The organism is Streptomyces sp. NPDC019396, assembly GCF_040632375.1.
GTDB lineage: Bacteria > Actinomycetota > Actinomycetes > Streptomycetales > Streptomycetaceae > Streptomyces.
Map to the genome: position 1 here is coordinate 303535 of NZ_JBEYBS010000006.1, position 13023 is coordinate 316557.

The 13023-nt window shown below is 72.0% G+C and carries 14 protein-coding genes; 8 read left to right on the forward strand and 6 right to left on the reverse strand.

What is annotated here, in order from left to right; genetic code table 11:
* Positions 1-197 precede the first annotated feature (197 nt).
* Entirely contained in the window at positions 198-974 is a 777-nt protein-coding gene (locus ABZ532_RS09775; protein WP_361280767.1) for a GNAT family N-acyltransferase, read from the forward strand.
* On the forward strand, positions 971-1975 hold the full coding sequence (locus ABZ532_RS09780) for a lysophospholipid acyltransferase family protein (RefSeq protein WP_361280768.1): 1005 nt from the start codon (positions 971-973) through the stop codon (positions 1973-1975). Before ABZ532_RS09775 ends, ABZ532_RS09780 begins: the two co-directional genes overlap by 4 nt.
* On the opposite strand, the gene egtD is transcribed toward ABZ532_RS09780, so the two are convergent.
* From egtD to egtA, 4 genes are read right to left on the reverse strand one after another with little or no spacing between them, the layout of a single operon-like run.
* Positions 1870-2832, reverse strand: coding sequence for an L-histidine N(alpha)-methyltransferase (gene egtD, locus ABZ532_RS09785; RefSeq protein ID WP_361280769.1), 963 nt, complete (start codon positions 2830-2832; stop codon positions 1870-1872). The genes ABZ532_RS09780 and egtD overlap by 106 nt on opposite strands.
* Positions 2829-3611, reverse strand: a complete 783-nt coding sequence (egtC, locus tag ABZ532_RS09790) for an ergothioneine biosynthesis protein EgtC (protein ID WP_361280771.1) — start codon at positions 3609-3611, stop codon at positions 2829-2831. The genes egtD and egtC overlap by 4 nt, the downstream gene beginning before the upstream one ends.
* On the reverse strand, positions 3611-4927 hold the full coding sequence (gene egtB / locus ABZ532_RS09795) for an ergothioneine biosynthesis protein EgtB (protein WP_361280772.1): 1317 nt from the start codon (positions 4925-4927) through the stop codon (positions 3611-3613). The genes egtC and egtB overlap by 1 nt, the downstream gene beginning before the upstream one ends.
* Positions 4924-6219, reverse strand: a complete 1296-nt coding sequence (gene egtA / locus ABZ532_RS09800) for an ergothioneine biosynthesis glutamate--cysteine ligase EgtA (RefSeq protein ID WP_361280774.1) — start codon at positions 6217-6219, stop codon at positions 4924-4926. The genes egtB and egtA overlap by 4 nt, the downstream gene beginning before the upstream one ends.
* A gap of 135 nt (positions 6220-6354) precedes the next feature.
* Between egtA and ABZ532_RS09805 the strand changes: the two genes are divergently transcribed.
* The 4 genes from ABZ532_RS09805 (at position 6355) to ABZ532_RS09820 (ending at position 9149) form a co-directional block, all read left to right on the forward strand.
* Complete coding sequence (locus tag ABZ532_RS09805; protein WP_361280776.1) at positions 6355-7257, forward strand: TIGR02452 family protein; 903 nt, start codon at positions 6355-6357, stop codon at positions 7255-7257.
* Complete coding sequence (locus ABZ532_RS09810; RefSeq protein WP_361280777.1) at positions 7254-7598, forward strand: hypothetical protein; 345 nt, start codon at positions 7254-7256, stop codon at positions 7596-7598. The genes ABZ532_RS09805 and ABZ532_RS09810 overlap by 4 nt, the downstream gene beginning before the upstream one ends.
* A gap of 203 nt (positions 7599-7801) precedes the next feature.
* Positions 7802-8842 (forward strand): LacI family DNA-binding transcriptional regulator, encoded by a 1041-nt coding sequence (locus ABZ532_RS09815; protein ID WP_361280779.1) that lies wholly within the window; start codon positions 7802-7804, stop codon positions 8840-8842.
* Positions 8843-8879: 37 nt separating this feature from the next.
* The gene (locus ABZ532_RS09820; RefSeq protein ID WP_361280780.1) at positions 8880-9149 is read left to right on the forward strand and encodes a hypothetical protein; all 270 of its coding nucleotides are present in this window, start codon (positions 8880-8882) and stop codon (positions 9147-9149) included.
* A 109-nt stretch (positions 9150-9258) separates the two neighbouring features.
* Here the strand turns inward: ABZ532_RS09820 and trxA are convergent, their stop codons facing one another.
* Complete coding sequence (trxA, locus tag ABZ532_RS09825) at positions 9259-9657, reverse strand: thioredoxin (RefSeq protein WP_361280782.1); 399 nt, start codon at positions 9655-9657, stop codon at positions 9259-9261.
* A gap of 119 nt (positions 9658-9776) precedes the next feature.
* Here trxA and ABZ532_RS09830 point away from each other — a divergent pair, with 119 nt between their 5' ends.
* On the forward strand, positions 9777-11207 hold the full coding sequence (locus ABZ532_RS09830) for an NAD(P)/FAD-dependent oxidoreductase (protein WP_361280783.1): 1431 nt from the start codon (positions 9777-9779) through the stop codon (positions 11205-11207).
* 132 nt (positions 11208-11339) lie between these two features.
* On the forward strand, positions 11340-12713 hold the full coding sequence (locus ABZ532_RS09835) for a hypothetical protein (RefSeq protein WP_361280784.1): 1374 nt from the start codon (positions 11340-11342) through the stop codon (positions 12711-12713).
* A 7-nt stretch (positions 12714-12720) separates the two neighbouring features.
* Here ABZ532_RS09835 and ABZ532_RS09840 read toward each other — a convergent pair.
* Positions 12721-13023: electron transfer flavoprotein subunit alpha/FixB family protein (locus tag ABZ532_RS09840; protein WP_361280786.1), on the reverse strand; the 303-nt coding region annotated here is incomplete at its 5' end.

Consider the following 13023-nt stretch of genomic DNA (forward strand, 5'->3'; position numbering starts at 1 on the left):
ACGGGGGACGGTCCGCTCCCCGGGGCTCTCGTACCCGATGCGCCGAGCGGGGCCGCCCGGAGTCGCCCGGCATTCAGACGGCGCACATCCCCGCTCCGCACACCCGTCACGTCGAATCCAGCCGGTCACGGAATTAGTTAGGGGCCGGGCTGCCGCAGGCGCTGTCCGGTGCATCCGTACGGCAGAGGAGAGCCGCCATGTCCGCTTCGCCCGCAGTCGCCCCCATCCCGGTCGTGGCCGCCGAGCCACGCTACGTCGTCTCCCTCGCCCGTACCCAGGAAGAGGTGCGCGCCGCACAGCGGCTGCGGCACCAGGTGTTCGCCGGAGAGATGGGCGCCCGGCTCGAGGGCCCGGAGCCCGGGCTCGACACCGACGCCTTCGACGCGTACTGCGACCACATCCTCGTACGCCATGAGGAGACCGGGGAGGTCGTCGGCACCTACCGTGTGCTGCCGCCCGAGCGGGCGAGGATCGCCGGACGGCTGTACGCCGAGAGCGAGTTCGACCTCGCCCGGCTCCAGCCCATCCGCGACGACCTGGTCGAGGTCGGCCGCTCCTGCGTCCACCCCGCGCACCGCAACGGCGCCGTCATCGCCCTCATCTGGGCCGGGCTCGCCCGCTACATGACCCGCACCGGCCACACCTGGCTGTCCGGCTGCTGCTCGGTCCCGCTCGCCGACGGCGGCGTCCTCGCCGCCGGCACCTGGGACACCGTCAAGTCCGAACACCTCGCGCCCGAGGAGTACTGGGTCACCCCGCACAAGCTCTGGAACGCCGAGGGCGTCGCACGGCCCGCAGGCCGCACCGAGCTGCCCCCGCTGCTGCGCGGCTACCTCCGGCTCGGCGCCTGGGTGTGCGGCGCGCCCGCCCACGACCCCGACTTCGGCGTCGCCGACCTGTACGTACTCCTGTCGCTGCGCCGCACGAACCCGCGCTACCTGCGGCACTTCCTCTCCCTGGCACCGGTGAAATGAGCGCCTGGCTCCCCACCGCGCCCTGCACCCCCGTCGGTTGTGCCACGGTCCATTGGCCGACCGTCGGCCGCCTCAGGGCGGTCGTCCGGCTGCTGGCGGGAACCGCCGCCGTGCTCGCGGGCGTCGTCGCGGCTCCCCTGACGGTCCCGCTCGGCCCGCGGGGCAGGGCCCGGCTGGTGAGGCTGTGGTGCCGCACCGTCATCAGGGCCTTCGGCGTACGGGTCCGCGTCATCGGACCGGAGGAGCACGGCAGACCCGGCCCCGCGCCCTCGGCCACCCCCGGGCTGATCCCCGGCCCCCGGCCGGCGCCCCGGGCCGGGGGAGACCCCACGCACCCGACGCCGCGGGCCGATCCCCGAAGGACACCCGGCCAGGGCCTGGTCGTCCCCAATCACGTCTCCTGGCTGGACATTCCCCTCGTCGCCACGGTGCTGCCCGGGCGGATGCTCGCGAAGAAGGAGGTACGGCGGTGGCCCGTGCTGGGCCCGCTCGCCCGGTTCGGCGGCACACTCTTCGTGGACCGGGACCGGCTGAGAGCACTGCCACACACCGTCGCGGCCATGGCGGACGCGCTCAGGGACGGAGCGCGCGTGATCGTGTTCCCCGAGGGCTCGACCTGGTGCGGCCGGACCCGGGGGCGCTTTCACAACGCGGCGTTCCAGGCCGCACTCGACGCGGGAGCCGGCGTGCAGCCGGTACGGATCACCTACCGGCCCACCGGTGCAGCCGCGTTCGTGGGCGACGACCCGCTCACGGCGTCGCTGTGGCGGGTCGTGACGGCCGCCGGGCTCACCGCGGAGATCAGGATCCTTCCCCCGATCCCCGCGGGACGCCACACCGACCGCCGGGCACTGGCCCGCTCGGCGCACAACGCCGTGACGGGCGGCGGCCCGGCCTACACGGCCGTCGACAGCGACAGCGCGAACCGCCCCGCCGAGTCCGTCCACCACTCGGACAACTTCAGCCCTGCATCAGCCAGTTCGGTGCGCACGCCCTCCTGACGGAACTTGGCCGACACCTCGGTGCGGATGTCCTCACCGGCTTCGAACGGCACGACCAGGTCGAGAGCCCGGATCGTCACCTTGAGCGCCTGCCGGGCCCGCAACCGCATCTCGACCCACTCCTCCTCCCTGTTCCACAGCGCCACATGGGCGAAGGCGTCCGGATCGAAGTCGGCCCCGAGCTCGCGGTCGATGACGGCGAGCACATTCCGGTTGAACTCCGCGGTGACCCCGGCCGTGTCGTCGTACGCCGCGACCAGTACGTCCTCCTCCTTCACCAGGTCCGTGCCGAGCAGCAGGGCGTCCCCGGGCGACAGCATCGACCGCACCGCACGCAGGAAGGCGTCACGCTCGCCCGGCAGGAGGTTGCCGATCGTGCCACCGAGGAACGCGACGAGCCGGGGCCCCGGCGTGGCCGGTAGCTCCAGCGCCCGGGTGAAGTCGGCGGTCATCGCATGGATGTCCAGTGCCGGATGCTCACGGAGCAGCGCGTCGGCCGCGCCCTTCAGGGCGCTCTCGCTCACGTCGACGGGCACGTAACTGCGCAGCCCCGTCAGGGCTTCCAGCAGGTGCCGGGTCTTCTCGGACGAGCCGGAGCCCAGCTCCACCAGGGTACGGGCGCCGGTGACCGCCGCGATCTCGTCCGCGCGGTCGATGAGGATCTCCCGCTCGGCACGGGTCGGGTAGTACTCCGGCAGCCGGGTGATGTCCTCGAACAGCTCGCTGCCGCGTGCGTCGTAGAACCACTTGGGCGGCAGTTCCTTGGGGGTGCGGGTCAACCCGCGCAGCACGTCGGCGCGCAGAGCGGCGCCGGCCGCGTCGTCGGGCAGGGTGCGGGTCAGCTGGAACGGGCTCACGCAGGTGGCTCCTTCAGCGGGGTCAGCAGGACATCGGTGCGAGTGGCCACGAGCAGGGTGCGGTCGGGCACCTCGCACCAGTGGGGATGGTCGTCATACGGCTCGGACGCCACGACCGTGCGGCCGCTGGGGCAACGAGGGCGCCCGGGGCGGCCGGGCTCGGCGCGATACCAGAGCGTGTCGCCCCAGGCGGTCGCCGCGACCGTCACCCCGTCCGTGAGCAGCAGGTTGAGCCGTGACCCAGGGGCCGCTCGGGCGACCTCCTGTACGGTCTCGGCCAGTGCCTCCCCGAGCCCGTCGCCGTCGCGCAGGCGGTGCAGCACCAGCGCCCACAGCAGTGCGGAGTCACAACGCGCCTCCATCGAGAGCAATTCGGCCGCGGGCAGCGCCCCGGCCAGCGGCGCGACCGAGCGCGGCCAGCCCTCAACGGCACCGTTGTGACTGAACAGCCACGGCCCGGCGGCGAACGGCGCCGCCGCCGCCTCCCCGTCCGCGCCGGCCTCGGTCGCGTCCCTTACGGCCGCGAGCACGGCCGTGCCGCGCACCACGCGCGCCAGATCGGCGAAGGACTGGTCGGCCCACACGGGACCGGTCCGGCGGTAGCGGGCCGGGACCGGGTCGTCCGCGGCGTACCAGCCGACGCCGAAGCCGTCCGCGTTCACCGTCCCGTACCGCTGGCGGCGCGGTGCCCAGGACTGCCGCAGCAGCCCGTGCGGTGGCGCGACCAGCAGCTCACCGAGCGCGGTCTGCGGACCGACGAAAGCGATATGGCGGCACATCACGCGTCCCTTGCCGTGCGGAACCCGGAGAAGATCTGGCGGCGCACCGGAAGGTCCCAGTTGCGGAACGTACCGCGGCAGGCCACCTGGTCCACGGCGAACGAGCCGCCCCTCAGCACCTTGTAGTCGCTGCCGAAGAACACCTCCGAGTACTCCCGGTAGGGGAATGCCACGAACCCGGGGTACGGGAGGAAGTCGCTCGACGTCCACTCCCAGACATCACCGATGAGCTGCCGGATCCCGAGCGGCGACGCACCTTCGGGATACGCCCCGGCCGGGGCGGGGCGCAGATGGCGCTGGCCGAGATTGGCCCGGTCGGGGGCAGGGTCGCCGTCGCCCCAGGGGTAGCGCCGCGAGCGCCCGGACACGGGGTCGTGCCGGGCCGCCTTCTCCCACTCGGCTTCCGTCGGCAGCCGCCGCCCCGCCCAGCGGGCGTATGCGTCGGCTTCGTACCAGCTCACGTGCAGCACGGGCTCTTCGGGCGGCACCGGTTCGGTCACCCCGAACCTGCGCCGCAGCCACTGGCCGCCCTCGCGCCGCCAGAAGAGCGGCGCTTCGATGTCGTGCTTGCGGATCTGGTCCCAGCCCCCGTCCGCCCACCAGCGCTCGTCGGCGTAACCGCCGTCGTCGACGAAAGCCAGGAAGGCGCCGTTGGTGACAGGCGCGGTGTCCAGGAAGTACGCCGGGAGTTCGCGCCGGTGCGCGGGTCGTTCGTTGTCCAGGGCCCAGGGCTCCGCAGAGGTGCCCATGGTGAACGGGCCTGCGGGGACCAGCACTTCGGACGGCAGCCCGGCCATGCCTCCGAGGGGCGGCTCGGGCGCGTCCAGCGCTGCCGGACCGTGCCGCAGCTGATGGGTGATCAGCATGGTCTCGTCGTGCTGCTGTTCGTGCTGGGCGATCATGCCGAAGGCGAAGCCGGAGTCCACGAGCGGGCCACCGCACAGCGGATGCTGATCGAGGACCTCGAGCACCCTGCCCCGTACGTCGGAGGCATAAGCACGGGATTCGGCGGGGGAGAGCAGCGGCAGCATCGGCCGCTCGGCCCGCGGGTGCTCGAAGGCGTCGTACACCGAGTCGATCTCGGGGCGTATCGCCTCACGCCCGGCGACGGCCCGAAGCAGCCACTGCTCCTCCTGGTTGCCTATGTGCGCCAGGTCCCAGACCAGCGGCGACATCAACGGCGAGTGCTGTGCGGTGAGCTCGTGGTCGTCGACGCAGGTGGTGAGGAGGGCGGTGCGGGACCGGGCGGCCGTCAGCGCGTCCAGGGCGCGCAGCCTGAGCGCCTCCTCGTCGGACGCCACCTGGGACTCGCTCATGGGTGGATCTCCTTGCTGTGGTGCACGTTCCGCCGCTCGCCGTGGTGGAACGCGAAGTCGTCGGCCGGGCAGCGGCCGGGCTGCACGTAGCGGTCGAGGAACTCCGCGACCGCCTTCTCGACGGCGCTGGAAGCGCCCAGCCTGGGCAGCGCCTCGAGTGCGACGGTGAAGCAGCTGACGGCGGCGCTGTGCAGTTCCGGGTCGGTGAGTCCGTCGCGGGCGGCGGCGGTCCACAGGGGGTTGCGCGGTGCGGGCAGCGGTCCGGCCAGCTCGGCCAGCGGTTTCACCGTGCGGTACGCGATCTCCGCGGCCTCGGGGTCGTCGAAGAGCGCGGTGGTGACCGCCACCGGTACCTTCCAGCCGTCCTCGCCCGACTGCGCGTCGACCATGCGCAGTTCGAGATGGCCACGCGGGCGTACCGGGGGGAACAGCGTGGTCATGTGGTATTCGAGATCGGCGCGTGTCGGGGGCCTTGGCATTCCGGTCCGTATCCACTGCCGGAAAGACAGACCCTCGGGCGATGGCCAGGGGCCTTCGGTGGCCCTGACGCACATCACCGGCGTGTCCAGCACATGGGCCGCCCATGCCGTGCGCGGCGGCGCACCGGGCTCGGGCGCGAGCGCCCGTACCGGGTCCAGGTCCGCCCACAGGGCCTGGCGGGTCGACCGCCAGCCGGTCGGACGGCCCCTGGCCGCGGGCGAGTTGGCGAACGCCGCCACCAGCACCGCGCCGAGCAGGTGTGCCAGCTGCCATCGCCTGCCGAGCCCGAGAGGTCCAGGTTCCTCGAACCCCGCGTCCAGGCACACCTGGACGGACGCGGATGAACACATCATCGAGCGGCCGGCCGGCCCGGTCCGGTTGAGATACCGCTCCATCGCGTCATAGCGGGGCGCGTGCAGCAGTCTGCGCGGGGGATTCCACGGGTCGTGACCATGGCCGTCGAGGCCGAGCCCGTACGCGCGCAGCGCCGTGCGGACGGTGTCGAGGTCGGTCGCCATGGAGTCGATGCACTCCATCAGCGACGTGGCGGGCTGCGAGCTGAGCTCCAGCTGCCCGCCGGGTTCGAAGGTCAGCGCCGAGCGGAGCGGTAGCTCCCGCACCCCTGAGTACACCCGCTCCAGTCGCGGCGGCTCGACGGGTCTGCCGGGGTGATCCGGTTCGTGTACGAGCCACTCGAGCTCGATCCCGACCATGCGGGGCGGACCGGTCTTGAAACAGATGCAACGCAACAGCTCTTCGGCGGCGCCTTCGCTGAGCAGCGGTTCGCCGCCCCCGGCATCGCGTGCGGCCATGATCGGATCCTCCTGTCGCAAGCGCTCCGTCCACCAGAATTCACAGCCGTCCGTTCGCACAAGGGAGATCATGTGAGGGTAAGAAGGCCGTAATAGGTTTGCCGGCGCCCTGTGGGATCACTGAGGATTCCGGGCATGAGTGCACGTCTGCGGGGGATCGCGAGACAGACCCAGGAGATCGTCGAAGCAGGTCGCTACCGGGCGCCGGGCGGCCATTGGGTGACGATCGGCGGGGAACTGTCCGCGGCTGTGGAGGGAACTCGGATGTACGGGCCCGGATCCGTGCCGGTGGTGCCCGACACGGACCGTTCCAGCGTATGCGAGGTCACCGGGGAGAGCAGCCTGGACGCTGCCCGCCGGCTCACCTCCCGGGCGCCGGACCCGGTGGCGGTGCTCAACTTCGCGTCGGCGCGCAATCCCGGTGGCGGCTACCTCAACGGTGCCCAGGCCCAGGAGGAGGCCCTGTGCCGGGCGTCCGGGCTCTACACCACGCTGCTGCGGGTCCCGCGGTTCTACGAGCACCATCGAGCGGACCGGAGCCCCTTCTACTCCGACCGGGTGATCCACTCGCCCGGAGTCCCGGTCTTCCGCGACGAGCGGGGCCGGCTGCTGGACACGCCGTACGCGGCCGGCTTCCTCACGTCCCCCGCCCCGAACGCCGGCGTGATCCTCAGCCGCACGCCGGACGAGGCAGCCCGGATATCCCCCGCGCTCGCCTCCCGCGCCGAGCGCGTCCTGGAGACGGCCGCGGCGGCGGGCTACCGGCGACTGGTCCTCGGGGCCTGGGGCTGCGGGGTCTTCCGCAACGACCCTGCGCAGGTGGCGGGGGCCTTCCAGGTGCTGCTGCGGGACGGCGGCCGGTTCTCCGGTCACTTCGACGAGGTCGTGTTCGCGGTGCTTGACCGCGGCCAGGGGCAGCGGACGCTGGAGGCTTTCCTGGTGGCGTTCCCCGAGCGCGGCTCCGGGCGGGTCGCAGGAGCTCGTGGGCGCGGATTCCGGGCTGCGGAGGCGGTCGGGACCGCCGGGGAGGTGCGGTGACCCCGCGCCTCGATCCGCGTACCGCCCGCCGGCGCTTCAGTGAGAACGAGTTGCTGCACGGCCGCGTCAGCGCCGCGCACCGGGCCACCGCCCTGTCCGTGCAGTCCCTCGCACTGCAAGCGCTGGGCGCCGCGACCGGTCTGGTCGCCGGTGCGTTGCCGCAGGGGTCCCTGCCCTGGCTGCCGGGCGCGCTGCTCCTGGCGGCGGGAGCCCTGCTCTGGGTCCACAGGGTGCACCACCACGGCGGTGACCTTCGCGATCGCGACGACCGCCGCGATCGCGCCGAAAGCGTCTGCACCGATACGACGGCCGCCACCGCGGATCTCCGCGCCGGAGCGTGATCGACCGGTAGCTCCTTGCAGCGGATCATGCCGCGAACGGCATGGTTGCGGGGGGTCGGCGGGGCGTGAGCCGAAGCCGCCGGGCCCCGCCGCGTCAACGGCGCCGGAGGTCAGTGCCCGGCGAACACTTCAGGCCAATCACCGATTTCCGGGCCTGATCGCTCTGGAAGTATCCCAGAGCGATGAGTCAGACACCCAGGGCGATGACCCAGACACCCAGACAGCCGGCAGAACGCTCCCTCATGGCCGACCGGACCGTCCCGACCAGCGCCGACGTCGCGCGGCTGGCCGGCGTCTCCCGGGCCACCGTCTCGTATGTACTCAACAACACCGCGGCGGTGCGGATCAGCGAGCCCACCCGTCGGCGAGTGCGCGAGGCGGCCGAAGAGCTGGGCTATGTGCCGCACGCGGCGGCCCGCAGCCTGCGGGCGGGGCACACCCGTATCGTGCTGCTGCCCACCGCGCATGTGGCGCGAGGCCCACTCGACGGCCACTTCATCGGCGAGCTCCAGTGGGCGCTGCGGCGCCTGGACTACACCGTCGTGCAGTACGGCAGTCTCGGCCTGGACGGTGATGCCGCCGCCAGGGCGTGGGCCGAGCTGCGGCCCGTCGCGGTGGTGTCACTCGGCGAGGTCGCACTCACCCCGCAGGGAGTGGACGTGCTCAAGCGCTCCGGAGCGCGAGCGGTGATCACGCTGGGCCCGCAGCAGGTGCGGGGGGCCCACTCGCTGGTCATGGACCAGCGCGAGGTGGGGGTGCGGGCGGCTCAGCACCTGCTGGAACGCGGCCGCCGACGGATTGGCATGATCATGCCGGAAGAGCCTGGGCTGGCGCTCTTCCGTGAGCCGCGCCTCGCCGGGCTGCGGCAGACCGCCGAACCACTCGGCGCGACCGTCACACCGCTGCCACTCGGATACGACGAGTCGGCCGCGGACGCCCTCGCGGGACGCTGGCGCGAACTCGGACTGGACGCCGTGTACGCGTACAACGACGAGTACGCCATGCTGCTGATGCGAGCTCTCCAGGACGCCGGGATCGGCGTCCCCGACGAGACCGCGGTGATCGGCGCGGACGATCTGCTGCTCGGGCGGCTGCTGCGGCCACGGCTCAGCACGGTCCGGATCGACATGGTCACCGGACAGCATCTGGCTGAGCTGGTCGACCGGGTGGTCCGCGATCCGGGCGGTACTCCCGAGCGGCACGATCTCCTGGGCGCGCGAACGATCGGCCGCGAGTCCACGTGAGCGTGCGGCGCCGGCGGTGCGTCGCTAGCGTCAAGGCATGAGTACCCTTCCGCGGCACTTCCAGATCCTGCTGGTGCCGTCACACGTGGTGAACCGTTCCGGTGCGGCCGTGGAGGACAGCGCGGTGCGGTCGGCGACCGTGGAGTACACGGGTGAGACCGGCGCCTCCGGCTATCCGCGCTACTCAGGGCACGGTGTCACCGCCGACATCGACACGGCGACGCTCACCGTGGAGGCGCTGCTGGTGGACGGTTCGGAACTGGACTACGGCCTGACCGCGCTGGTTTCGGACTACCCGAGGGCCTGAGCGGGCGTTACGGACGGGCCCGGGCGGTGCGCCCTCACGGCGCTCGCCCGGACCCGTCCGTAACGCTGTCCGCCGCGGCAGCCGCGGCTGCCGTCGTGCGGTGCCGCGCCTACTGCGCCTGCTGCCCGCCGCCCTGGGCCTGCTGGGCTGCCTGGGCGTCGGCGATGGACTTGCGGACCTCGTCCATGTCCAGCCCCCTCGCCTGGCCGATCACATCCTCCAGTGCCGACTCCGGCAGCGCGCCGGGCTGCGCGAAGACGGCGACCTTGTCCCGGATGATCATCAGGGTCGGAATCGACTGGATCTCGAACGCCGCCGCGAGTTCCTGCTGCGCCTCCGTGTCCACCTTCGCGAAGACGAGATCGGCGTGCCGCTCCGACGCCTGCTCGTAGACAGGGGCGAACTGGCGGCACGGGCCACACCAAGAAGCCCAGAAGTCGATCAGGATGAATTCATTCTCAGCGACGACCTGATCGAAGTTTTCCTTGGTGAGCTCGATGGTGCTCATGTGTTCCAACCTCTTCCTGCTGTCCGTAGGGGGGACGCCCAGCACAACCGTGTGCCGGGCGGGCCGTATTCCGCCTGCCCATGTGGCCCCGCCGCACACGTGGCTCCAGACTTGTCCATATGACCGAAGCCGTGGAGTACGACGTGGTGGTGCTGGGCGGGGGTCCCACCGGGGAGAACGTGGCGGAGCGGGCAAGGGCCGCAGGGCTGAGTACGGCTCTGGTGGAGAGCGAACTCGTCGGCGGCGAGTGCTCGTACTGGGCGTGCATGCCGAGCAAGGCGCTCCTGAGGCCGGCGATCACCCACTCCGACGCGCGACGCGTCCCGGGAGTGCGCGAGGTGGTCCAGGGTCCGCTGGACACCCCCGCGGTGCTCGCCCATCGCGACGAGTACACCTCGCACTGGAGGGACGACGGCCAGGTCGCCTGGCTCGACTCGACCGGCGCCCGTCTCTACCGCGGCCACGGCAGACTGCACGGCCCCAGGAAGGTCGTCGTCACCGGACCCGAGGGCGAACACCATGTGCTCACCGCCCGGCACGCCGTCGCCGTGTGCACCGGCACCAGGGCGGTGCTGCCCGACCTGCCCGGGGTGGCCGGCGCCAGGGCATGGACCAGCCGCGAGGCCACCAGCGCCAAGGCGGCGCCGGGCCGCCTGGTGGTGGTCGGCGGGGGAGTGGTGGGTACCGAGATGGCCACCGCATGGCAGGCACTCGGCTCCCAGGTCACCCTGCTCGTCCGGGGCAAGGGGGTGCTGCCGCGGATGGAGCCCTTCGTCAGCGACTACATCGTGGAGGCCCTCACCGACGCCGGTGCCACGGTCCGTACCGGGTCGTCCGTCGAAGCCCTGCGCCGTGACGGAGGCGAAGGACCGGTCACCGTGATCCTCGAAGGCGGCGAGCTGATCGACGCCGACGAGGTCCTCTTCGCCACCGGACGCGCTCCCCGCACCGAGGACATCGGCCTGGAGACGGTCGGCCTGGAGCCGGGATCCTGGCTGACGGTCGACGACACCTGCCGGGTCGAGGGCACCGACTGGCTCTACGGCGTCGGCGACGTCAACCACCGTGCCCTGCTGACCCATCAGGGCAAGTACCAGGGACGCATCGCGGGGGCCGTGATCGGGGCCCGGGCCCAGCACGTCCCGCTGCTCGAAACCGACCGCTGGGGAGCGCATTCCGCGACCGCCGACCACGACGCCGTCCCCCAGGTCGTCTTCACCGATCCCGAGGCGGCGGCCGTCGGCCTGACCCTCGCCCAGGCGGAGGCCTCCGGCCGCCGGGTACGGGCGGTCGACTACGACCTCGGCGCGGTCTCCGGGGCGGGGCTGTTTCTGGACGGCTACCGGGGACGTGCCCGTATGGTCGTCGACCTGGACAGGGAGATCCTGCTCGGGGTCACCTTCGTCGGACCCGGCGTGGGTGAACTGCTGCACTCGGCCACGATCGCCGTCGCGGGCGAGGTGCCGATCGACCGCCTGTGGCACGCCGTACCCTCCTACCCGACCATCAGCGAGGTCTGGCTGCGCCTGCTCGAGACCTACCGGGGCTGAGACCGCGGAGGCGGCGCGCGCAGCGGAAGCACCGAACAGGGCGACCGCGGCACCCGTATGGCCCGCAGCGCTCGCGCACGCCCCGCCCCCGGGTTCAGCTGGGACCACCCATTCTTACCGGGAGGTCCTGCCATGCCGGACAACGGAGTTCCGGGCAACGGAGCGCCGGACGACCGAGTGCCGGACCCCGGCCCGGCCGAACTGAACCGACTGCGCGACCGTGTCGCGGCACTCGAGTCCCAGCAGGAGAAGCGAACCCCCCGGCACCGCACGAGGTCCTTCTTCGCCGCGCTGCTCATCGTGCTCGGCTGCGTACTCGCGCCGTTCGGCGTCGTCGCCGCATGGACGGCGGACGAGATCGGCGACACCGACCGCTATGTGGCCACCGTCGCCCCGCTCGCCTCCGACGCGGACGTCCAGCAGGCGGCGGCGGCCCGTGTCACCAACGCGGTGATGGAACACATCGATCTGGGCGCACTGCTGGAGGAGGCCGCCCCGGCGGACCGGCCCTTGCTGGACAAGCTCATCGGCCAGGTGGGCAACTCCCTGGAAGGCGCCGTGCGCAGCTTCGTCCAGGACAAGACCCAGGAGATCCTCGCCTCGGACACCTTCAGGACCATCTGGATCGACGCCAACCGCGACGCCCACGCCGCACTGGTCAAGGCGCTGACGGGCAGCGCGGACAGCACGCTGACGATCCACAACAACTCGGTCACCGTCGACCTCGCACCGGTGATCGAGAGGGTCAAGCAGCGCCTCGTGGACGACGGGCTGACCATCGCGTCGAAGATCCCCGAGGTGCACACCGACTTCACCGTGCTGCGCTCCGACGACATCGGCCGTGTGAAGACCTACTTCCGGCTGCTGCAGATCGCCGGGGTCTGGCTGCCGGTCATCGCGGTGCTGCTGGTCATCGCCGGTGTGCTGCTGTCCAGACACCGGCGCAGGGCCCTCGTCGCCGGCGCGCTCGGCCTCGCCTTCGCCGCGGTGGTACTCGGCGTCGCGCTCACCGTCTTCCGGGTGGTGTATCTCAACGCGCTGCCCGACAGCGTCTCGCAGCCCGCGGCGGGCACGATCTACGACACCATGACGCGTTATCTGCGCACCATGGTCCGGGTGACCGTCGCGCTGGGTGTGGTGGTGGCCCTCGCAGCCTGGCTGAGCGGTCCCGGGCACTACGCCACCCTCGTACGGCAGATGTGGATCTCGGGGATCGCCGCGGTGCGTGCCACGGCCGACCGCTGGGGCATGCGCACCGGGCCCGTCGGTCCGTTCGTCCGGCGATACCGGTCCTGGATCACCTGGGTGCTGGTGGCCGTGGCGCTGCTGGTGTTCATCCTGTGGAGCTATCCCACCGGCTGGGTCGTCATCGCCATCGCGCTGGTGCTGCTGCTGGCCATGGCGGTGGTGGAGTTCCTGGCCCAGGACAGCGCTGTCGGCACGGGAGACACCGGGGCGGACGGGCCGGGGCCGGTCAGACCGCCCCGGACTCCGTCCGCCCCATGACCACGGATCAGCCCTTGCGGGTGTTGATGTCCTCGGTGAGCTGGGGGACGACGTTGAAGAGGTCGCCGACGACGCCGTAGTCGACGAGGTCGAAGATCGGGGCTTCGGCGTCCTTGTTGATGGCCACGATGGTCTTCGAGGTCTGCATACCGGCCCGGTGCTGGATCGCGCCGGAGATGCCCGAGGCGATGTACAGCTGCGGGGACACGCTCTTTCCGGTCTGGCCGACCTGGTTGGAGTGCGGGTACCAGCCCGCGTCGACCGCGGCACGCGAGGCACCGACCGCCGCGCCGAGGGAGTCGGCGAGGGC